At 34.5% G+C, this 21,742-nt stretch carries 18 protein-coding genes; 10 read left to right on the top strand and 8 right to left on the bottom strand.

Going from position 1 to position 21,742, the window contains the following annotated elements; translation table 11 throughout:
* Positions 1-20: 20 nt before the first annotated feature.
* Together AC07XU_RS14515 and AC07XU_RS14510 are read right to left on the bottom strand one after the other, a co-directional pair.
* Positions 21-3,080, bottom strand: coding sequence for a SusC/RagA family TonB-linked outer membrane protein (locus AC07XU_RS14515; RefSeq protein WP_494944358.1), 3,060 nt, complete (start codon positions 3,078-3,080; stop codon positions 21-23).
* Positions 3,081-3,518: 438 nt separating this feature from the next.
* Positions 3,519-4,538 (bottom strand): LacI family DNA-binding transcriptional regulator, encoded by a 1,020-nt coding sequence (locus AC07XU_RS14510; protein WP_494944357.1) that lies wholly within the window; start codon positions 4,536-4,538, stop codon positions 3,519-3,521.
* Positions 4,539-4,640: 102 nt separating this feature from the next.
* On the opposite strand from AC07XU_RS14510, the gene AC07XU_RS14505 reads away from it, so the two are divergent.
* The 5 genes from AC07XU_RS14505 (at position 4,641) to AC07XU_RS14485 (ending at position 9,827) form a co-directional block, all read left to right on the top strand.
* Positions 4,641-5,780 (top strand): alpha/beta hydrolase, encoded by a 1,140-nt coding sequence (locus AC07XU_RS14505; protein WP_494944356.1) that lies wholly within the window; start codon positions 4,641-4,643, stop codon positions 5,778-5,780.
* A 67-nt stretch (positions 5,781-5,847) separates the two neighbouring features.
* On the top strand, positions 5,848-6,870 hold the full coding sequence (locus AC07XU_RS14500; RefSeq protein ID WP_494944355.1) for a threonine aldolase family protein: 1,023 nt from the start codon (positions 5,848-5,850) through the stop codon (positions 6,868-6,870).
* Position 6,871: 1 nt separating this feature from the next.
* A complete protein-coding gene (gene accC, locus AC07XU_RS14495) occupies positions 6,872-8,389 on the top strand; it encodes an acetyl-CoA carboxylase biotin carboxylase subunit (RefSeq protein WP_494944354.1) in 1,518 nt (505 codons plus the stop codon).
* A 78-nt stretch (positions 8,390-8,467) separates the two neighbouring features.
* Complete coding sequence (locus tag AC07XU_RS14490) at positions 8,468-9,055, top strand: riboflavin synthase (protein WP_494944353.1); 588 nt, start codon at positions 8,468-8,470, stop codon at positions 9,053-9,055.
* 310 nt (positions 9,056-9,365) lie between these two features.
* Positions 9,366-9,827 carry a DUF4268 domain-containing protein gene (locus AC07XU_RS14485; protein WP_494944352.1) on the top strand — a complete coding sequence of 154 codons (462 nt, stop codon included), beginning with the start codon at positions 9,366-9,368 and terminating at the stop codon, positions 9,825-9,827.
* Here AC07XU_RS14485 and AC07XU_RS14480 read toward each other — a convergent pair.
* Positions 9,782-10,954, bottom strand: coding sequence for a tetratricopeptide repeat protein (locus AC07XU_RS14480; protein WP_494944351.1), 1,173 nt, complete (start codon positions 10,952-10,954; stop codon positions 9,782-9,784). The genes AC07XU_RS14485 and AC07XU_RS14480 overlap by 46 nt on opposite strands.
* A 145-nt stretch (positions 10,955-11,099) precedes the next feature.
* On the opposite strand from AC07XU_RS14480, the gene AC07XU_RS14475 reads away from it, so the two are divergent.
* Positions 11,100-11,399: a hypothetical protein gene (locus tag AC07XU_RS14475; protein ID WP_494944350.1), complete on the top strand. Its 300-nt coding sequence runs from the start codon at positions 11,100-11,102 to the stop codon at positions 11,397-11,399.
* A 52-nt stretch (positions 11,400-11,451) separates the two neighbouring features.
* Here AC07XU_RS14475 and AC07XU_RS14470 read toward each other — a convergent pair whose 3' ends face one another.
* On the bottom strand, positions 11,452-13,215 hold the full coding sequence (locus AC07XU_RS14470) for a sensor histidine kinase (RefSeq protein ID WP_494944349.1): 1,764 nt from the start codon (positions 13,213-13,215) through the stop codon (positions 11,452-11,454).
* 136 nt (positions 13,216-13,351) lie between these two features.
* On the opposite strand from AC07XU_RS14470, the gene AC07XU_RS14465 reads away from it, so the two are divergent.
* Complete coding sequence (locus AC07XU_RS14465) at positions 13,352-13,942, top strand: porin family protein (RefSeq protein WP_494944348.1); 591 nt, start codon at positions 13,352-13,354, stop codon at positions 13,940-13,942.
* An 87-nt stretch (positions 13,943-14,029) separates the two neighbouring features.
* On the opposite strand, the gene AC07XU_RS14460 is transcribed toward AC07XU_RS14465, so the two are convergent.
* From AC07XU_RS14460 to AC07XU_RS14450, 3 genes are all read right to left on the bottom strand, one after another.
* Complete coding sequence (locus tag AC07XU_RS14460; RefSeq protein WP_494944347.1) at positions 14,030-14,902, bottom strand: YihY/virulence factor BrkB family protein; 873 nt, start codon at positions 14,900-14,902, stop codon at positions 14,030-14,032.
* A gap of 551 nt (positions 14,903-15,453) precedes the next feature.
* Positions 15,454-16,584 (bottom strand): 4-hydroxyphenylpyruvate dioxygenase, encoded by a 1,131-nt coding sequence (gene hppD, locus AC07XU_RS14455; protein WP_494944346.1) that lies wholly within the window; start codon positions 16,582-16,584, stop codon positions 15,454-15,456.
* A gap of 114 nt (positions 16,585-16,698) precedes the next feature.
* Positions 16,699-17,865, bottom strand: coding sequence for a homogentisate 1,2-dioxygenase (locus AC07XU_RS14450; protein ID WP_494944345.1), 1,167 nt, complete (start codon positions 17,863-17,865; stop codon positions 16,699-16,701).
* A gap of 242 nt (positions 17,866-18,107) precedes the next feature.
* On the opposite strand from AC07XU_RS14450, the gene rpiA reads away from it, so the two are divergent.
* The 3 genes from rpiA to AC07XU_RS14435 all read left to right on the top strand — a co-directional run bounded on the left by rpiA (position 18,108) and on the right by AC07XU_RS14435 (position 20,864).
* Positions 18,108-18,797: a ribose-5-phosphate isomerase RpiA gene (gene rpiA, locus AC07XU_RS14445; protein ID WP_494944344.1), complete on the top strand. Its 690-nt coding sequence runs from the start codon at positions 18,108-18,110 to the stop codon at positions 18,795-18,797.
* Positions 18,798-18,896: 99 nt separating this feature from the next.
* Positions 18,897-19,895, top strand: coding sequence for a fumarylacetoacetate hydrolase family protein (locus AC07XU_RS14440; RefSeq protein WP_494944343.1), 999 nt, complete (start codon positions 18,897-18,899; stop codon positions 19,893-19,895).
* 81 nt (positions 19,896-19,976) lie between these two features.
* The gene (locus AC07XU_RS14435) at positions 19,977-20,864 is read left to right on the top strand and encodes a flavin reductase family protein (RefSeq protein ID WP_494944342.1); all 888 of its coding nucleotides are present in this window, start codon (positions 19,977-19,979) and stop codon (positions 20,862-20,864) included.
* 316 nt (positions 20,865-21,180) lie between these two features.
* Here the strand turns inward: AC07XU_RS14435 and AC07XU_RS14430 are convergent, their stop codons facing one another.
* Complete coding sequence (locus AC07XU_RS14430; RefSeq protein ID WP_494944341.1) at positions 21,181-21,717, bottom strand: C40 family peptidase; 537 nt, start codon at positions 21,715-21,717, stop codon at positions 21,181-21,183.
* Between the last annotated feature and the right edge of the window lie 25 nt (positions 21,718-21,742).

Genomic DNA, 21,742 nt, shown 5'->3' with positions numbered 1-21,742 from the left:
TCTTTAGCTATTAATGTGTATTAAAATGAAGTTGATAATCCGAAAGTAATAGACTTCTGTTGCGGAGTAGTTAAATAAGTTACATTAGGGCTCATGTTTCTATCTTGTGGATTTTCGAAATCTCTAGCAATTTCTGGATCGCCACCTGGATATTTACTGAAAGTCAATAAGTTCATACCAGTAGCAAATAACCTAAGGTTTTGTAATCTCAATTTATTAGCAAAAGATGCAGGTAATGCATAAGATAATGTAACTTCTCTTAATCTTACAAAAGTAGCATCATACAAAAACATAGTAGAATTGTATTGCCATTCACTTGACAATCCACTGTAAGTTCCTGGGCTCATAGTTAAACGTGGAAAGTCAGCAATATCTCCTGGTTTTCTCCAGCGGTTAGCGATGTCTGTTCTAATGTTCCAATCGGTAACCACACCTAATTGGCGTTTAGCCGATGCATCATATAAATTTCCACCAATTGCAAAGGTAAACAAGGTATTTAACTCAAAACCTTTGTAAGAAAAAGTGTTTGTTAAACCTCCAACATAGTCTGGTAATATTTTGCCCACAGGTACACGGTTATCCAATGAAAATGTTTTAGTTTCAAAACCATCTTTATCTAACCAAATTGGTAAGCCATCATTAGGATCAACGCCTTTGAAACGTACCAAGAAGTTTGTTCCGATTGGATATCCCTCTGCTATACGTGTATCATTTGTACCTCCACCAACAGCATCAGGAGTTAAACCATCAAGACTAACCACTTCGTTGTAATTTTTAGAAACATTTAAACGGGTAACCCATTTAAAGTCTTTAGATTGAATGTTTGTAGTGTTTAAGCTTAACTCAACACCTTCGTTTAAGATTTCACCAACGTTTAGATAACCTGAACCAAAACCAGTTGATGGAGATATTCCTCCATTAATTAAAGCACCTTTAGTTGTTTTTCTATAATAAGAGAACTCTCCAGTTATACGATCTTTAAATAAACCAAAGTCTAAACCTAAATCCATATTTCTACCTTCTTCCCATTTTAAAGCAGGGTTTGCTACGTTAGTTGGGAATAATACTGGCTGGCCATTATAACTTCCAGAAAATTGGAATTGTTGATAATATTGAGCTGATGGAAAGTTAGAACTACCAACTAAACCATAACTGGCTCTTAATTTCAAGTTACTAATTACCTTATTATCTTTTAAGAAATCTTCTTGACTAATGTACCAAGATGCAGATGCAGCAGGGAAATAACCATATTTATTTTCTGGACCAAATTTAGAAGATCCATCTCTACGAGCTAAAACTTGTAAGTAATATTTATTATCGTAAGAATAATTGATACGAGCAAAAAGTGATGCAAATGTATCTCTACCATTACCGCTGTAATAAAGCAAACTATTGCTATTAGCCAAATTTTGCATGGCAGTATATAAGTTTTCCTTATTTTCTGAGAATGGCTCATTTGCAGGTCCATTAATGCCATTAGGATAACTATTTCTGTATGAGAATTGAGATTCTGTGCCAACTAAGGTCGTGATTTTATGTTTGTCAGTAATTAACCAATCGTAAGTTGCGGTACCAGAAAAAGTTCTATTGAAAATTTTGGTTGGATATAATGTTGCATTTCCAATTGTAGAGTTGTTAAGAGATGCTGGAGTAAAGATATTATCTTGCACGTCCAAATTATCCATGTTAAAGCTACCTTTTAAACTTAAGTTTTTAATCGGTTTTAACTCCATCACTACGCCAGCTAATAAGCGAGAATTTCTAGTTTTCCAATCTAATAAACCTAAATTTCTTGCTGGATTGGCCCCATTGCTGAAGAAAGTACCATCAGCATTGTAAACTGGATAAATAGGAAGTGCTGTAGACATTGCATCTCCTAAACCGCCACCCCAAGCTGCATTTACACGTTGGTTAATGCCTTTATCGTAACCAACATTAATACTTGTTGAGAAATACGTTGTAGGTTTGATATCAAAGTTAGTTCTAAAACCGTAGCGTTCGTAAGAGTTACCTTTTAAGAAACTAGCATTGTCACTGTAATTAGCGGAAATGTAGGTTTTGATTTTATCTGTACCTTGACTAAATGAGATAGCCTGATCGTTAGATTTTCCAGTTTGTGTTAAAATATCCCACCAATCTGTATTGTTTTGTTGAGCTTGAGCCCAAGTTAAACCACCAGGTAATGGAGCTAAACCAGTATTGCCATCATTCGTCCATGCTTCTTGGCGCAATTGTAACCATTCAGAACCACTAACAAATTCTGGCCTGTTAGCGTAAGTGCTCAAACCGTATTTAGTTGATAATGAAATTTTTGGCTTACCAGTTTTGCCTCTTTTTGTAGTAATTAAGATTACACCATTTGCACCACGTGATCCATAAATACCAGCAGCACCAGCATCTTTCAAAATCTCTACTGATTCGATGTCATTAGGATTAATGGTAGCCAAAGGATTTTGGTTCATTGCACCGCGGTTACCTGTAATAAATGGATCTGCAGTAACAGGAATACCATCGACAACATATAAAGGATCTCCACCAGCACTGATAGAGCCGATACCTCTAATTCTAATTACTGAACCGCTACCGGCTAAACCACTACCTTGCGTTACTTGCACACCAGCAGCTTGTCCTTGTAAGCTTGCTTCGAAACTTGGTGTAGGTAAAGAAGTTAGTTTATCGCCACTCACTTTTGAAATAGCACCAGTAACCTCACGCTTAGTTTGGGTACCATAACCAACAACAATTACTTCGTTTAAGTTAGTTTGCTCGCCTTTAAGGTTAAAATTTGCCACCACATTTGCAGCGCCTACTGTTACGGTTTGTTTTAGCGGAGCGAAGCCAATATACTTTGCGGTTAAAGTATAAGTTCCACTGGTTAAACCTGTAATTCTGAAATTTCCGTCGCTGTCTGTAACTGTTAATTTTTGGGTACCGTCTACTTGTACGGAAGCGCCTGGAATTGGCAGTTTAGACTCGTCGACAATTTTACCAGAAATGCTTCCGGTTTGCGCATAAGTTGTTAATGTGCAGAGTGCAAAAAACATTAACAAACAAAGCTTAATTGGGTAAAGTTTTTTCATTGAAAAAGCCCGTTTTAATGGTTAAATATTTGGTTATAAAATCTTGTGTATTACACTTTTGTAAATTTAACGTAGGAGATGAATATTCAAAATTTTATATCATATTTTTTTTGAACACCATATTTTGAGGAAGCGAAAGCCCTAAAAAAGCAAATTTTAGACTGAAAATTTTTCATGTTTTTTGCTATTTTTAATATTTAAATTATTGGTTATTAATGAGTTATAAATAGCATTTAAAAGAGGAGGTGTAATTTTTACACTATATGTAAATTATATCAGTTTTCGGGAACGTTTTCGGGAACGTTCCCGAAATTATCAACATTTTTTTGTTTGTGCTACAAAGTGAAGAGGTAAAATTCTGCGTATTTTGGAGAAAACTGATTTTTTTTTAAATAAAAAAGAGTGATTTTAATGCCTGAAAACCGCTTCTATTTTTGCTTAAATTTTGTGGTTAAAAGTAGACTCTCTTTGGATCAATTTCGACTTTAAAATCACTTCTGAATCTGGGTGTACATCTGCTGGATTCTCGAGCATTTTGAAGAGCAGTTCGGCTGCAGTTTTACCCAAATCTGAAGCAGGTTGGGTGATGGTACTTAGTGCAGGGTTTAGGAGTGGGGCAATCTCTAAACTAGAGAAACCAATTACTTTTAAATCCTTCGGAATACTAATATTGATATCGTAACAGGCATAGTAAGTTGCAAAGGCCAAACGTTCTACCGAAGTAAATACACCATCTGGCTTTAATTCTGTAAATGCCTGTTTCAATAAATCAATGTTTTCTTTGTAGTTATTGGTACAATCAATGATAAGTTCATCTTCAAAAGGGATTTTGAATTTCTTAAGTGCATCGATGTAACCCTGCATACGTGTTTTGCCAATAGATAAGGTTTTATTTACCGCTAAATAAGCTATTCTTTTACAACCTTGCTGAATTAGATGTTTAGTTGCCGAAAAACTACTGTCGTAGTCGTTCGTAATTACACGAGGTGTTACAATATCCTCATAAACACGGTCGAAAAAAACGAGAGGTAAGCGTTTTTTTGCTATTTCGTTAAGGTAATTATGATCGTTTGCCTCACCAGAAACCGACATGATGATCCCATCGGCTCTGCCATTATGCAAGTGTTTTATGAAAGAAACTTCTTTTTCGAATTGATCGTTTGTAGCATAAATTAAAATATGATATCCTTTTGCGCTAGCCACTCTTTCTATGCCTTGGATGGCTAAAGAAAAATAGTTATTTGCTAACTCAGGTACAATCACCGCAATTGTTTTACTTCGCTGTTCGCGTAAATTGCTCGCATAATGGTTAGGCTGGTAATTTAATTCTTTTGCCTTTGCCAAAATTCGCTCTTTTGTAGCAGAGCTGATGTCACTATTGTCTCTAAATGCCCTAGAAACTGTTGATGTAGAAAGACGAAGAGCTTCGGCAAGTATTTTTATATTTACGTGATCCATCTACTGATAGCTGTTAATTTGTCTGATTTTGGTTGTAAATATAAATGATAAAAAAAGTATTTATTTCTATTTATTTGTTAAATGATTATAAATTAGCTTTAAATGTTCAAAAAAATTAGTCTTTTCAGCTTTTTAGTATTTTTATCAGCTTCTAGTTTTGCTCAAATTAAAATTATTTACAGGCTAAATGTAGGAATATCAAAGTTAGCTGCTGATACAAATTATTTTGTAGCGGGTAATTTTAACAATTGGAAGCCAAATGACACTGCATTTCAATTTAATCGCAAAGCGGATGGTTCTTATTTGCTAGAAAAAAAACTTCCGGCAGGTAATTACGAATATAAACTTACTAAAGGCGATTGGGAAACAGTAGAAACTGGTTTTAATGGAGAAACCATAACAAATAGGCGGTTAGCTTTAAACGCAGATACTGTAATCACTATTAATGTTTCCAATTGGGCAGATCAGTTTAGCAAATCTAAACGGATAAGTACTGCAACGGCAAATGTAAAAGTCATTGATACTGCATTCAATATCCCCCAGTTGGGGAAAAAAAGAAAGATTTGGATTTACCTACCACCAACTTATAAAACTACAAACAAGAACTATCCGGTTATTTACATGCACGATGGACAGAACCTATTTGATGAAACTACTAGTAGTTATGGCGAGTGGAAAATTGATGAGATTTTAAACGAACTGGAAAAAAAAGGAAGTAAAGAATTGATAGTGGTGGGTATAGATCACGGCAATGCCGACAGATTAAAAGAATACAATCCTTACGATAGTCAATTTGGAAAAGGTGAGGGGAAACAATATGTAGATTTTTTGGTAAAAACATTAAAACCTTACATTGATAAAAATTATAGAACCAGAGCAGATTTCAAAAATACAAGCATTGCTGGTAGCTCAATGGGTGGATTAATTAGTATGTATGCAATTATGCGCTATCCAAATGTGTTTGGCAATGCAGGTATTTTTTCTCCAGCATTTTGGGTAGGTAAATCTATTGTAGCTGATTTAAAGAATGCTCAAAATCAGCTTAATCATCATAAAATATACTTTGTGGCTGGTGAACAGGAGAGTAAAACGATGGTAAGTGATATGAAAGAAGTTTATCAAATTTTAAATCCCTCTGATAAAAGCGAAACTGTAAAATTATTTATCAGAAATGATGGAGAGCATAAAGAATGGTTTTGGAGCCGTGAATTCGTAGATTTTTATAAATTTATAGCTCGATAAGCTATCGAAACTTGATTACGTTTTGAATGATCTTTTTTATTAATAACATCCTAATTAACAACATATAATGCGAATTGATTTTAGAAGTGATACCGTAACCAAACCTACAGCAGGCATGTTAGATGCCATGATGAGCGCAAAAGTGGGTGATGATGTGTTTGGCGAAGACCCAACAGTGAATGAATTGGAAACAAAATTAGCAGATCTATTTAATATGGAAGCTGCCTTGTTTTGTCCATCTGGCACCATGAGCAACCAGATTGCCATTAAGTGTTTTACAAATCCAATGGATGAAGTGATATGCGACCAAACGGCGCATGTATATCGATATGAAGGTGGCGGCATCGCTTACAACTCATTAGCATCAGTACGTTTATTAAATGGCGAACGAGGTATTTTAACCCCAGAAATGATTGAGCCAGAAATCAATGATGACAATATTCATTATCCAAATTCTAGTTTGGTAGTTTTGGAAAACACAGTAAACAAAGGCGGTGGTAAATGCTATAGTTTAAGTCAGATAGCGCCAATTCATAATTTATGTGCCGTAAAATCTATTAAACTTCATTTAGATGGTGCTAGATTATTTAATGCATTAGTAGCTACTGGCGACAAAGCATCTGCGTACGGTAAACATTTTGACGGTATATCTATCTGTCTTTCAAAAGGTTTAGGCGCTCCAGTTGGTTCTGTGTTTTTAAGCTCAAAGGATACAATTAAAAAAGCTACAAAAATTAGAAAAGTTTTGGGTGGCGGTATGAGACAAGCTGGTTTTTTGGCAGCGGCCGGAATATATGCCTTAGATCATCATGTGAATAGATTAGCAGATGACCATAACAATGCGAAAGCATTGGCTGATGCATTAAGTGAGGCTAGTTTTGTCAGTTCGGTTATGCCTGTTGAAACCAATATTGTACTTTTTGATATCACTCCAAATTACAAAGTAGATCAAATTGTAAAGGCTTTTGAGGCCAAAGGAATTTTTTGCAACAGTACATCAACAAAAACAATTAGGTTTGTAACACATTTAGATATTACATCAGCTATGGTTGATGAAGCTATTCAGGTTATTAAAAAATTGAAGATATAATATGTCTCACACCTCAAATCTCACGTCTCCAATCTCTAAGATATTAGTTGCTAACCGTGGCGAAATCGCATTGCGAATTATGCGTTCGGCAAAAGAAATGGGTATCAAAACAGTTGCTGTTTTTTCGGAGGCTGATAGAAATGCTCTGCATGTTCGTTATGCAGATGAAGCTATTTGTATTGGTCCAGCGCCATCAAATCAATCTTATCTTGTAATAGAAAAAATTATTGAGGCTTGTAAAACTACTGGAGCTCAGGCAATTCATCCCGGATATGGTTTTTTATCAGAAAATGCGAATTTTGCTAGAGCAGTTAAAGCGGCAGGTTTAATTTTAATTGGCCCAACGCCCGAAGCAATGGAAACCATGGGTAATAAACTATCTGCAAAAGCTGCAGCTTTAAAGTATAACATTCCCATGGTGCCAGGTACAGAAGAAGCCATTACCGATTTAAATGAGGCTAAACTTAGGGCTGTTGAGGTTGGTTTTCCAATTTTGATTAAGGCTGCAGCTGGCGGTGGTGGCAAAGGAATGCGGATTGTAGAAAAAGTTGAAGATTTTGAGGAGCAAATGCATTTAGCAGTTAGCGAAGCAACGTCCGCATTTGTTGATGGAGCTGTATTTATTGAAAGATATGTCACTTCGCCTCGTCATATAGAAATACAAATTTTAGGTGATTCCCATGGCAATATTGTGCATTTGTTCGAACGCGAATGTTCTATACAACGTAGGCACCAAAAAGTGGTAGAAGAAGCACCTTCATCGGTACTAACTGAAGAAATTAGGCAGGAAATGGGCAGGTGTGCAGTTGATGTGGCTCGCTCTGTTAATTATGTTGGAGCAGGAACAGTAGAATTTATTTTAGATGAAAATTTAGATTTTTTTTTCCTAGAAATGAATACCCGTTTACAAGTTGAGCATCCGGTTACCGAATTGATAACTGGTTTAGATTTGGTAAAAGAACAAATTAAAATTGCCAGGGGCGAAGCATTAAGTTATCGACAAGAAGATTTAAAAATTAACGGTCACGCGGTAGAGTTACGCGTATACGCAGAAGATCCTTTAAATAATTTCTTGCCAGATATTGGTACTTTACAAACTTATACCACCCCAAAGGGTAATGGTGTACGTGTTGATGATGGTTTTGAAGAAGGCATGGAAATTCCTATTTATTATGATCCAATGATTGCCAAACTCATCACCTTTGGTGCAAATAGAGAAGAAGCAATAAATAGAATGGTTAGGGCAATTGACGAATATGACATTACGGGCATACAAACCACTTTAAGCTTTGGTAAATTTGTAATGCAACATGATGCTTTTACTTCGGGCAATTTTGATACGCATTTTGTAAGTAAATATTTTAATACAGATAGCCTAAAAAACGATAGCGAAAGCGAGGCCATGTTAGCGGCATTGTCAGTTGTTTTACTGTTGCAAAAAGAAAAAAGCGTGGTTACAAGCAATCAGCATGTGGAAAGTGTAAGTAACTGGAAAAAGAATAGAAAGAATTATTTATAAAATTTGTCATCCTGAGCCTGTCGAAGGAGTTTAATGAGATGTTGCAACATGCTCAACATGACATAAATTTAATATTAAATGTTTACAGGAATAATAGAGACCCTAGGCGAAATAACAGAAATAGTAGAAGAAGGTACTAATGTACATTTTACGGTGAAATCTAACATTTGTGCAGAACTTAAAATAGACCAAAGTGTAGCGCATAATGGCGTTTGCTTAACAGTTGTTGCTTTGAATGAAAAATCGCATACCGTAACCGCAATCCAAGAAACATTAAACAAAACTAGTTTAGGGAGCTTAAAAGTTGGCAGTAAGGTTAATTTAGAACGATGCATGCAAATGAATGCCCGTTTAGATGGTCATATTGTACAAGGCCATGTAGACCAAACTGCGAAATGTGTTTTGGTAAATGAACTTGATGGTAGTTGGGAATACCGATTTAAGTATGATCATACTTTAGGCAATGTAACTGTAGAAAAAGGCTCTATCTGCGTAAACGGAATAAGTTTAACCGTTGTAAATTCTCAGCAAGATGAATTTTCTGTATTTATTATTCCTTACACTTATGAGCATACGAATTTGCACCAAGTTAATGTTGGCGACACCGTTAATTTAGAGTTTGATATTATTGGTAAATACGTGGCCAGATTAATGGGAAATAGCTGAGTTTTAAGAAAAGAGTTGGGAGTGGAGAGCCGGACCTCAATTTTTAGAAAAGCAGAGGGTGTGGTTCTTTTGAAAAATCAGCCCTGCTTTCCACTTTATCTTTTTGGCCCCTACAAAACTTACGAAGTTTATTTGCAAATTTTGATAGACTTCGTAAGTTTTAACCATATCAGCCAAAAAGGATATCGCTGTAATCAGGTTTAGTTAACAAAGGTTCAGTAACAAAACGCTGCAAAGTCTAATAAACTAAGCTTTAACAAACTTCTTACAAGCTGTTTAGAATTTTGTCAAAGCTTAATCAAACCAAACAATGTATAGTAAAGAAGAAGCATCAAAACTCCGCCAGCAATTTTGGATTACTTTTGGGAAGTATATGAAGCCTATTCCATCAGCCGAAGGCTTGCCTATTAATTGGGTTAATTATAAAACAGGAGTGAAACACGTTTTCTTTAGAATGAATGCTGAGCAAAAGCAAACTACTATTTCTATAGATTTTACTCATGCAGATTTGGCGACACGAAATCTATTTTTTGAGCAGTTTGCAGCTTTTAAACTTTTATTTACCGAGGCTGTTAACGAAGAGTGGGAGTGGGAACCAAATGCTTTAAATGAGTACGGTGTTGCGCTTAGTCAAATCTCGAAAACGCTTGCTAACGTGAGTATATTTAACCAGCAAGACTGGCCAACAATCATTTCATTTTTAAAACCTCGCATTATTGCATTAGATCAATTCTGGACAGATGTTAAACTTGTTTTCGAAGATTTAGGTTGATTAATTTCTGCAATCCTTGTTTTTGTATATTCAATTTGAGATTTTTCACTTGCACTTGGCTTGCTTTTTAAATACTGATTGTAATAACCCAAAGCAGTTTTTGGTTGGTTAAACTTAAAATCATACAATAGTGCTAATCTGTAGTAAATGCTATTGTAATCCCCAAAAGTTAGTCCCTTTTTATATGCGGCTGTAGCATTTGTGTTTTGATTTTTCTCTTCGTAAATGCCGCCCAATAAAGAATAATAAAGAGGTGTATTTGGCGAAATGCCTTCATCTATTGTTTTTTTTGCATACGTAGCTGCCAAATCGTAATTTTTAAGTTCGCGGTAGCTAATACTCATGTAATACAAAATAGATTCATTTTGCATAGACATGTTTTCCAATAATTTATAAAAGTAAAGGCATTTTTGGTAGTTTTTTAAATAAAAATAGGCCTTTCCAACATCCCTAATTACATTACCATCTGCGCTATTTTTCAATAACTTTTCTCCAATACTAATTACCTCATTGTACTTTTTAAGCTCATTAGCTATAGGTAATTTGGCCTGTTGTAATATCAAATTATTGGTATCGGCCAAAATTGCAATTTGCAGAACTTTGTAAGCAGGCTCAAAAGCTTTTAAATATTTATACTGGAGGGCTAAATCATAGGCCACATCTGCATCAGTAGCATTTAATTGATTTGCCTTTTCTAAATATTTAACCTTTAATTTTACGCTATCTGTAAAGTTGGCTAATTGCTTATAGGCATTAAAGTTAGTGCTATCTAGTTTAATAATATCTAAGAGAAAAAGCTGTGCTGCGGCTGTATTTCCTCTTCTAGAATTAATGTTGGCTAAGCTAAATAAAACCGGAAGTGTATTTGGCTGTAATGAATTTATTTTCAAGTAATTTTTTTCTGCATCAGGTAATTTGCCAGACATCATGTAGCAGTAAGCAATCTGACTTAGTGCTTTTACATCCTGTGTATCTGGTGGATAAATAGATTGCAGATATTGGGCAGCTTCTGCATAACGTTGTGTCTGATATAAATCTAATAGCTTTTCTTTGTCAATAACCGCGTTTTGCGCCTTAGTTAAATAACTGCAAGAGCATAAAATGAGCAGAAGAATAAGCTTTTTCATAAGGATTTAATTTTAAACTAAAATATTAGTTATTATTTAAAAAAGCAAATATGTTTTAATAAATAGCTATCAAAACAAACTTTTAACTTCTTTATTGGTTATTAGATGAGAAACAAATTGTTTTATCATTAATAAAAAAAGAATTATGGATACGTTAAAGAAGTTTGAGTTAATGGAAAAGATTGTAAGAGAATTAGAAGACTTACAACACTCTCAGCAAGCAATTATCCAAAAAATTGGAAAAATTGAAGTTGATAATATAGAATTAGGTGATAAAAAATTAGATAAAGATTTACCTGATATGCACCAGCGTGTTGCTGATAATTTAGATTCCATTGTTGATATATTAGCCTATTTTGCAGATAAAACTCAAAATTTTGGTAATAAAAACAACGTAGATGCACTTAAAGAACAAGAAGCAATTAACCAGGTAACTGGTCAATAATTATTTAAAAATGGCTCTTAAATTTAATAGCCATTTTTTTTGCTAAATATTTTTAAGCTGTAGTAGGTACAGTTAAACAAAATTTTGATCCTTTACCTAATGTGCTTGTAACTGTAATATCACCATCATTGCGGTTCATAAAATCTTTACAAACCATTAACCCTAATCCGGTTCCTCTTTCATTTGATGTGCCTCTTGTGGTTACATTCTCGTCTTTAAAAATTTTAGAGATGATCTCTTCAGACATTCCTATACCGTTGTCTTTTATACAGACTAGCATTTTATGATTTTTCTGGTAGGCAGCTGTGATATGAATTTCACTATCTTCATTACAAAATTTAATGGCATTGTTTATAATGTTTCGCATCACAATTTGAATCATTAAAACATCTGCATAAACCATTTCTGCGGGAAAAACATCATGAATAATCTTTATTTTTTTTAATGATGCCGCGGGTAAATGATAATTAATTTCATTGATTATTAAGTTTCTAAGATTAAAAAACTCTTTTTTTATTCCAAAACCTTTGAGCTGGCTACGCGACCAATGTAAGATGTTTTCTAAAAGGTCTGTGGTGTAAACTATGTCTTTACTTAAGCTTGGCGATAAGCTTTTAAATTCCTCAATACTAATTTGATTATTAGACATCATCTTTAGTACTTCTGACAAATTTACCAGTGGACCTCTCAAGTCATGAGCAATAATTGAAAATATCCTATCTTTTAGCTGGTTTAATTTTTCTAATTCTAAAGCTTGATCTTTGGCTGTTAAGGCATCTTTTTTAAGGTTGGTTAAGTCTTGTAGTTTTATAATTGTAAAGTTATTATTAATCTTGTTTTCGTTCAAAAAAAGAAGATCTGCCTCTAAATAGAAATAACTATCATTAACCATCAAATCAAGTTCAACTTTACCAGAAGTGTGATTGCTAATATGATCTAATAATTTAGGCTGGTTAGGCAAAATAGTTGAAATGTGTTTGCCTATCAAGTCTTGATTAGCATTTTTACTAATAAACTGAGTGGTAGATTTATTATAATCAATTATTCTATCCTGATGATCTAATACGAAAAAGCCATCTTGCATTAAAGCCAGAACTTTCTCTCTTGCTATTGGAATTATATCAAAAAGCTTAAATCTATAAATGCCTATAAAAATTAAAAAAGTAGCAACTATAAATGCGAAAGGGGTTAAGTCTAAGTGTTCGAAAGGTCTGAGACCAATTAAATACGCTATGTTTGCAATCCAAGGTACAAATGCTGCTACAATAATGCTGTAATTTTGTCTTTTGTAAATTGGGTCTATGGTTTGAAACTTTTGGATGATAAGAAACGAACCACATGCTAATAACAAATAAAAGTAGATCGTAAATATTAAATACCATGGACCAGGATCAAGGTTGGCCAAAGGAAATGGACCATCGGTAGCTATTGTAATGCTTTTAAATTGTAAATGATGATATGGATTTGTCCACACCACTATAAGGGTTATTACAGGAAAAATTACAATTGACAAAAAATTGAGTGGTTTTTTATACCAACATTCTTTACCACAAAAATACAGGCAGAAGATAAACCATAATATGGGTAAGGTTACAATACCAATATACTCAATGTTGATTAAAAAAATAATTTGTGATAAGGTACTGCTGGCTATTTCAAAACCATAAGCAATAGACCAAATTGAGTTGGCAAGCATCATTAATGAAAACCATTTAACTGTACTACCAGTTCTCTTAAAAATATAAAATGCCAAAAGGAGCGTTAGCAGACCACAAGTTATAAGAAAAGTAGAATAGACGTTAAATGAAAAATCCATTTAAGAGAGTGTAATTTTGTGCTGTAATTTAAACTAAAATGGATAGATGTGTGTTAAATCTACGCAATTTAGTTTTGAATTAAAAATATTGTTAGTTTTACGAAAATAATTGTCTTTAAATTTAATATTGTTTCTTATGAAAAAAATCCTATTATCGTTAGTCGTGTTATTGTGCGTTAGTACATTTTCCTATAGCCAAATAATACCTTCATTTCAATTTGGCCTAAAAGGTGGATTGAATTTATCGAAATTTAGTACTGCAAACACTTTTAGTAGCGATAACCAAGCTGGTTATTATGCTGGTATATGGACAAGAATAGGTGCTGCAGGTATCCATTTACAGCCAGAGCTTTACATTTCGGGTAAAAATGCTACTTTAAAAAATAACTCGGGCATAGAAAATGATGTGAAATTTACAAGTTTAGATTTGCCAATATTAGTAGGTACAAAAATTGGTGCTGCAGGTGTTGGTTTACGTTTAAATACTGGCCCGGTAATCTCTTTTGTTTTAAGCGAAGATCAAAGTATTGGTCAAGCTGCTTCAGCCGCTTTTAATGGCGAATTTAAAAATCAAAACTTTGCATGGCAATTTGGTTCTGGTTTAGATGTAGGTAAGTTTGGTGTTGATTTGCGGTATGAATTAGGCTTGTCGAAATTGAACTCTTCAAATTATTCATCAACAAAGTTGAATCTATTTACTTTAGGCGTTGCTTATAAATTATTTTAATCAACTATACATAAACTAATTTTAGGTGGATAGATTTTTAATCTATCCATTTTTTTTGCAATCCTATTTAATAGAAATGAAATTCGATTAATTCGTTTCTTTCGGAATTTCTTTTAGCTCATATAGAAATGCTCCTTTTATGGTTCTTATAGGTTTTGCACTTGCATCGCTCAGAATTTTAACAAAACAAGCTCCGAAGTAGAATATAAATGAGGAGTAAAAAACGAATAACATGATCAAAATAATTGACCCAGATGCACCGTAAATATTACCAATATTGCTCAGCGGCAACATAATTCGCAGGATAAACTTTCCGATAGTAAATAAAATTCCGGTAAGTAAGCCACCTCTTATCGCAGTTTTCCAGCTTGGTCTGCCATTGGTTAAAAATCTAAATAAGACAGTAAACCAGGTGGTAACAATAGCTACAAATAAAATTTGATTTAATACAATTAAAAATATTTTACCGAAAGGGGGTGATGCATTATTGATATAAGCGGCAATAAATGCCTGAATACTATCAGTTACCAAACCTACAAAAAACAAAATTCCGGCAAGCAAAATGATAATCATTGATCTGCCTCTTAATTTCAACGTAAATAAGATGCCGGGTTTGTCTTTAATGCCGATATGCCAAATTTGCTCCATCGAATTTTTAATCACATTAAACAATGTGGTGGCAACAAAAATAAAAAATATAAAACTGATGATAGTCGCAATCCAATTGTAATCTACACCTCTAATATTTAAAAGCGTTTGACGGATTTGAGCTGTACTTCCTTCATCCAAAATGTTGCCTAATCGATCAAAAATTCGGGTTGCCAATGTTCTTCGATCAACAAAAAAACCGAATAATCTGATCAATATCAAAAGGATAGGAGGTAAGGCAAAATTTGCAAAAAACGCAGTTGCACCTGCTAAACGTAAGGGGTCGTTTTTTTGAAACAGTTTAAAAGCCATTCCGAAATGACTAAGAAACAAGCTAGTTCTTTTTATTGAATTTTTAACTTTCCCCATTTGTAATATGCCAAAATTAACAAAATTATGCAAATAAATGTTTCAGCATTAGCATTAATGAAGAAAACATTAAGCAATTAAATGTTATTTTGCTTGATGAAGGGTTATAAAAAGCACGTACTTTCCTCTTAAACTCCGACAGAAATGGCATCCTTTTTTATTGATGGGGATTGAGCTAGGGTTTAAAAAAGATAGAATGGATGGCGGGACGAAGTAGGTTAATGGTTACCTACATTAATTTTCAAAACTTTTTAGCGTTTTAACGGTTGTTTTAAAAAAACTTAAACTATGAACAACTTTTTTAGAACAATTATTGCCGGATACGGCGCAAAAAAATTAGGTGGTGGCTGCTTATCTACCATCGTTATATTTGTGGTAATTTATTATGCTTTAGGGCATTGTTAGTAGTTTTCGTCATTTCGACTTTTGGAGAAATCTGTAATTTGTTAGCTCATGAGTTTTCTCACTGCGGTTCGAAATGACGAAATGAATACCTATAAATTGCCTCTCAGTTCTTGCTCACGCTCTAAGCTTTCAAATAACGCTTTAAAGTTACCAGCACCAAAAGATTGTGCTCCTTTACGTTGAATTATTTCGAAGAATAGGGTCGGTCTGTCTTCTACGGGTTTAGTAAAAATCTGCAATAAATAGCCTTCTTCATCACAGTCTACCAAAATACCTAAGCTTTTTAATAAAGCTATTTCTTCATCTATTTCTCCAACACGAGTTGGCATCATTTCGTAATAAGCTTCTGGCGGAGCGCTCAAAAACTCTACACCACGAGCTTTTAATTCTTTCACCGTTTTTACAATATCTTTTGTTGCTACCGCGATGTGCTGTACACCTTCGCCTTCGTAAAACTCTAAATATTCTTCAATTTGCGATTTCTTTTTACCTTCTGCAGGCTCGTTGATTGGGAATTTTGAGAAACCATTGCCGTTGCTCATCACCTTGCTCATTAAAGCAGAATATTCGGTATTGATTTGTTTATCATCAAAAGAAAGAATATTCACGAAGCCCATTACATCTTCGTACCATTTTACGGTTTCGTTCATGCGGTTCCAACCCACATTACCTACACAATGGTCGATGTATAAAAGACCAGCATCCGTTGGGTTGTAATCGCTTTTTAATTCTCTATAACCAGGCATAAAAGTGCCATTGTAGTTTTTACGTTCAATAAACATGTGTACCGTTTCTCCGTAAGTGTAAATTCCACTCATTTTTACTTCACCATTTTCATCTGTTAGCGTTTGTGGCTCTAGGTAAGGTTTTGCTCCACGTTTGGTGGTTTCTTCGAAGGCACTGTAGGCGTCATCAACCCAAAGCGCTAAAATTTTAACTCCATCACCATGTTTTTTAACATGTTCGGCAATTGGGCTATCGGATTTTAATGCGGTTGTTAAAATTAAACGAATTTTACCTTGTTGTAAAACATACGATGCTCTATCACGTACACCGGTTTCTGGGCCGGCATAAGCTAATGATTGAAAACCGAATGCTGTTTTGTAATAATGGGCAGCTTGTTTGGCATTACCCACGTAAAATTCTATATAATCCGTTCCGTTAATTGGAAGAAAATCTTGTGCTTTTGCTATTTTTTCTGCGAATGTTTGTGTGCTCATTTTTTTTTAATAGGTCCGAAAGTCCGCAAGACCGGAAGTCGGAGGTTTTTAGTTTACAATTTAAGATCTGACAATTCTACCTTTCGGACTTCCCGACTAATAGCTTTCAGACTTTTATTCAACGTTAATCTGCCAGCTTGTATGGTAGCTTTCATCTTCAATATCAACCGCATCTTGGGTTAACATTAATGGCCTAAAAGGATCTATCATTACAGCAAGTTCTTCAGTGCTTTCTTTACCGATTGATTTTTCTACCGTACCCGGATGTGGCCCGTGAGGTATACCACCTGGATGCAACGTAATTTGTCCTTTAACAACACTTTTGCGGCTCATAAAATCTCCATCAACATAATATAAAACCTCATCGCTATCTACATTGCTGTGGTTGTAAGGAGCAGGAATTGATAATGGGTGATAATCATATTTACGCGGTACGAAAGAACAGATCACAAAATTATGTCCTTCAAAAGTTTGATGAACAGGCGGCGGTTGATGTAAACGGCCAGTTATGGGCTCAAAATCGTGAATAGAAAATGCCCAAGGATAATGGAAACCATCCCAACCCACAAAATCGAAAGGATGCGTGCCATAGGTGTAAGGATACATGATGCCTTGTTTTTTAATTAAAACCTTAAAATCGCCTACGGCATCTATCGTTTCTAAATCTTGTGGGCGTCTAATATCGCGTTCGCAGAATGGAGAATGCTCTTCCAGTTGTCCGAACTGGTTTCTGTAACGCTTTGGTGTACGTATCGGACTAAAACTTTCTACAATGAAAAGTCGGTTTTTCTCGTCGTTAAACTCTAATTGATAAATAGTTCCACGAGGGATCACCAGATAATCTCCGTATGCAAACTTGATTTTACCAAAACCAGTTTTTAAGGTTCCTGTACCCTCATGAATAAAAATCACTTCATCAGCCTGACTGTTTTTATAAAAATAATCAGTCATTGATTTTTTTGGAGCCGCCAACGAAATATGCAAATCGCTATTCACCAAAACTGGTTTACGACTTTTTAAATAATCATCTTCTGGTTTAATGTTAAAACCGATTAAGCTGGTGTGTCGCAAATGTTTTTCGCGAGCAATTTTGGGCTCAACAGAATAAGGCTCACCCAAAGATTTTACAATTGTTGGTGGATGGCAATGATAAACTAACGAATATAAACTAGAAAAACCTTCGGTAGAAACCAACTCCTCGGCATATAAATTGCCATCTGGTTTGCGAAAAACAGTATGTCGCTTCGGCGGAATTGATCCTAATGTATGATATATTGGCATAGCGTTAGGTAATTTGGTTAGAATGTAAGTGTATTAAATAAAACGCGTAAACGTTCGGTAATGTTGCTTAGAATTAGCCTAAAAAGAATATTGTGCAAAAATGATTTTAGAAAGCATAGCAGATCTAAATGCAGCAAGAACTTCGTTTGCATTAAGGTTTTGATATGTTGATTTATTGATCATTTTACTGAGTAAAAGTAGGATTTTAAACTGCAAATTCAAATTAATTTGTACTTTTAAATATGTCTACACATGATACTTACGAAGAAAAACTTGCAGTTGCTAAAGCCGCCGTTGCCATGGTTAAAAACAACGATGTAGTTGGTTTGGGAACAGGCTCAACTGCAACGTTAGCTATTAAGGAGTTGGCAAAATTAATAAATGATGACTTTAAAATTACAGGTGTACCAAGTTCTGAAGCCACTAAAACCTTGGCGATTTCTTTAGGTATTCCATTATTAGAGTTAGAACAAGTAAGCTCAATAGATATTAGCATAGATGGCGCAGATGAATTTAACCATGAATTACATCTAATTAAAGGTGGTGGAGGTGCTTTGTTTAGAGAAAAAATTGTGGCATCACTGAGTAAAAAAACAATTATTATAACTGATCGTAGCAAATTGGTTGATCGACTAGGTGCATTTAAAGTACCAATAGAAGTTAACCCGAATGCAGCTGCTTATGTTGAATTACAGCTTAGTAAATTAGGAGGTAGGCCTTTTAAGCGAGTAAGAGATGGCAAAACATTTATTACCGATAATCAAAATTACATTTTTGACACTGATTTTGGTTTGATAGAAAACCCGCAAGAACTAGATGTGAAATTAAATCAAATTGTGGGCGTGGTAGCGCATGGACTGTTTTTTAATTTAGCTGATGTTGTTTTAATGGCAGAAGGTAATGCTATAAAAAGTTACTATAAGTCACTTTGAACTTCTATTTTAACATAAATAGATAAATATTTTAAGATAAAAATTTTGAAAGCCTTCACTAATTATTAGCTTTACCAATGTACTTAACTAGATTTTTTTATGAAACTCGTAACCTATAAAACTGAAGACATTGAACATTTAGGCGTTTTTGTAAATGGACATATTTACAATTTAAACTCATGCAACAAGTTAATTCCTGATAATATGAATGAGTTTTTATTAGGTGGCGAGCCCCTAATGGAAAGAGCAAAGCAGATTAACAATGAAATTATTAGCGGAGCTTTAATGCCTAAGCAGGAAGTTTTTTATCAAATTTTAGCTCCAGTTCCTCATCCAACATCATGTAGAGATGGTTATGCTTTTAGACAGCATGTTGCAGCAGCTCGTAGAAACAGGAAGGTTGATATGATTGCTGAGTTTGATCAATATCCGATATTTTATTTTACTAACCATAATGCCATTCAAGGGCCTGGTGAGATAGAATGCATGCCAGATCATTTTGAAAAATTAGATTTTGAATTGGAGGTTGCTGTAGTAATTGGTAAAAAAGGTAGAAATATAACGGCAGCAGAAGCTGATGATTATATTGCTGGTTACACGATCATGAATGACATGAGTGCTCGTACCTTACAAATGGAAGAGATGCTGTTAAATTTAGGTCCGGCGAAAGGAAAAGATTTTTCAACAGTAATTGGTCCGTGGTTAGTTACTCCTGATGAATTAGAACCTTACAAAGTTGCCGCAAAAGCGAATCATACTGGGAACGCCTATAACTTAAAAATGACTTGTCGAGTAAATGGGGTAGAGGTTTCTGCTGGTAATATGGCAGATATGGATTGGACTTTTGCAGAAATTATAGAGCGTTGTGCTTACGGTGTAGATATTTTGCCAGGTGATGTAATCGGTTCTGGAACCGTTGGAACAGGCTGTTTTTTAGAGTTAAACGGAACAGGTTTACTAAATGATCCAAATTATAAAACACAATGGTTACAACCTGGAGATGATGTTGAAATGGAGATTACAGGTTTAGGTAGTTTGACCAATATTATTACTAAAGTTGATTCAGATTTTTCTATACTAGCTTTGAAAAAGTCTTAATGTTAAAATGTTTTAAAATTCATTAACGTCCCAAAACCTCCTAAAACCTTTCAACATTACAACATTTAAACTTTCCAACTCATGTTAACACTAGATTGTAATTCTCTTTCTCCAATGCAATTGCAAAACTATTTGCAATATGCCATTGCGCCTAGGCCAATTTGTTTTGCCTCTACAATTGATGCAGATGGAAATGTAAATCTAAGTCCTTTTAGTTTTTTTAACATGTTTAGTACCAATCCACCGGTTTGTATTTTTTCTCCTGCTAGGAGAGTAAGAGACAATACAATTAAACACACCTTAGAAAACGTATTAGAGGTAAAAGAATGCGTAATTAACATTGTTGATTATGCCATGGTTCAGCAGATGAGTTTAGCCAGTACCGAATATGCCAAAGGCGTAAATGAATTTGAAAAAGCAGGTTTTAGTATGCTCGAATCGCATTTGGTAACACCACCAAGAGTGGCAGAAGCACCAGTACAATTAGAATGTGTAGTTAATCAAGTTATACCATTAGGTGAAAGCCATGGCGCTGGAAATTTGGTTTTGGCTGAAATAAAATTAATCCATATTAAGGAAGAAGTATTAGACAGCGAAGGGAAAATAGACCAAGCGAAAATTGATTTGGTTGCTCGTTTGGGTGGAGATTGGTATTGTAGAGTAACACCAGAGAGTTTATTTAAAGTTGCCAAACCACTTACCACTTTAGGTATTGGAGTTGATGCATTACCCGTGTCTGTGAGAAATTCGAGAGTATTAACTGGTAACGATTTAGGGATGTTGGGCAATATAGAAAATTTGCCAAGCGCCGAAGAAATTGACGCCATTCAATGGAATAGCAATGTAAAAGATATTTTAGATGCTACCATTGGTGATGCAACAAACCGAGAAAGAGAGTTGCACGAATTGGCGCACCAGTTGTTGGCCCTCGGGAACGTTAATGATGCATTAAAAGTTGTTCTGTTGTAATTTAATTCTAGATCAGGATAACAAATTAATCTTTTTTTTTAACGTTTGAATTTAGTGATTTTGCAGCTGCAGTTTCTTGCAAAGGCTTTTGTGATTTAGCCCTGATAGAAGCGAACACGAAGTAAAGCGGAGAGCAGGATTAGCGATAATTTGTGTAGAAAATTGCGCTTCAAAAAAAAACAGAAGCTTAATTTTTAAATTATTTATAGTTTATAAACTGGCTAATTTAATCGGAAATAGATTGCTAAGTAATTTTAGTTTTAAGCTCGAAAATAAAAACTATAATTAAGCATTACTTATTTGAATTTGGAATGATTTACTCAACAATGGTAACTGCTTTTAAGAAACGGTTTTTGTAATAACCCTCTAAATCAGTTATAGTTACACCTTTGGCTTTGCCAGATGATGAGTGTATAAACTTGATATTTCCTTCTTTATCGATAGAAGAAATAATACCTACGTGACCAGGGCTTCTTAATTTAGAATTTGTGCCCGTAAAAACCAATACATCGCCCACTTTGGCTTCTTCTAATTTTACTTGCTTGCCTTTTTTGGCAAAATCTACAGATGATCTAGCACCAGTAAAGCCGAAATTTTTAAACACATAACTTACAAAACCTGAGCAATCAAATCCTCTTTCTGGACTGGCAGATGCATATTTGTAACGTACGCCAAGTAAAGATTTTGCGAAATCCATAACTTGAGTAGCTTTTTGAGTAGCAGCATCAGGAATTTGACCTAAGATATTTGTAACTGCTTCCTGATATTGTTTTGGAAGCGATTTGTTTTCTTGAGCTTTACTAGTTAGCCCTAAAAACAAAAAGAATGAAATGATGAATAAGGTTTTCTTCATAATTTATATTCAAAGATAGTCAAAA

The organism is Pedobacter sp. GW456-11-11-14-TSB4 (assembly GCF_059424425.1).
Note: the sequence above shows the minus strand (reverse complement) of the source record. Positions and strands in the feature narration are given on the sequence as shown.

Coding starts and splice junctions, on each gene's coding strand:
- AC07XU_RS14515 (WP_494944358.1), bottom strand. CDS start 3,080: ATGAAAAAACTTTACCCAATTAAGCTTTGTTTGTTAATGTTTTTTGCA.
- AC07XU_RS14510 (WP_494944357.1), bottom strand. CDS start 4,538: ATGGATCACGTAAATATAAAAATACTTGCCGAAGCTCTTCGTCTTTCT.
- AC07XU_RS14505 (WP_494944356.1), top strand. CDS start 4,641: ATGTTCAAAAAAATTAGTCTTTTCAGCTTTTTAGTATTTTTATCAGCT.
- AC07XU_RS14500 (WP_494944355.1), top strand. CDS start 5,848: ATGCGAATTGATTTTAGAAGTGATACCGTAACCAAACCTACAGCAGGC.
- accC (WP_494944354.1), top strand. CDS start 6,872: ATGTCTCACACCTCAAATCTCACGTCTCCAATCTCTAAGATATTAGTT.
- AC07XU_RS14490 (WP_494944353.1), top strand. CDS start 8,468: ATGTTTACAGGAATAATAGAGACCCTAGGCGAAATAACAGAAATAGTA.
- AC07XU_RS14485 (WP_494944352.1), top strand. CDS start 9,366: ATGTATAGTAAAGAAGAAGCATCAAAACTCCGCCAGCAATTTTGGATT.
- AC07XU_RS14480 (WP_494944351.1), bottom strand. CDS start 10,954: ATGAAAAAGCTTATTCTTCTGCTCATTTTATGCTCTTGCAGTTATTTA.
- AC07XU_RS14475 (WP_494944350.1), top strand. CDS start 11,100: ATGGATACGTTAAAGAAGTTTGAGTTAATGGAAAAGATTGTAAGAGAA.
- AC07XU_RS14470 (WP_494944349.1), bottom strand. CDS start 13,215: ATGGATTTTTCATTTAACGTCTATTCTACTTTTCTTATAACTTGTGGT.
- AC07XU_RS14465 (WP_494944348.1), top strand. CDS start 13,352: ATGAAAAAAATCCTATTATCGTTAGTCGTGTTATTGTGCGTTAGTACA.
- AC07XU_RS14460 (WP_494944347.1), bottom strand. CDS start 14,902: ATGGCTTTTAAACTGTTTCAAAAAAACGACCCCTTACGTTTAGCAGGT.
- hppD (WP_494944346.1), bottom strand. CDS start 16,584: ATGAGCACACAAACATTCGCAGAAAAAATAGCAAAAGCACAAGATTTT.
- AC07XU_RS14450 (WP_494944345.1), bottom strand. CDS start 17,865: ATGCCAATATATCATACATTAGGATCAATTCCGCCGAAGCGACATACT.
- rpiA (WP_494944344.1), top strand. CDS start 18,108: ATGTCTACACATGATACTTACGAAGAAAAACTTGCAGTTGCTAAAGCC.
- AC07XU_RS14440 (WP_494944343.1), top strand. CDS start 18,897: ATGAAACTCGTAACCTATAAAACTGAAGACATTGAACATTTAGGCGTT.
- AC07XU_RS14435 (WP_494944342.1), top strand. CDS start 19,977: ATGTTAACACTAGATTGTAATTCTCTTTCTCCAATGCAATTGCAAAAC.
- AC07XU_RS14430 (WP_494944341.1), bottom strand. CDS start 21,717: ATGAAGAAAACCTTATTCATCATTTCATTCTTTTTGTTTTTAGGGCTA.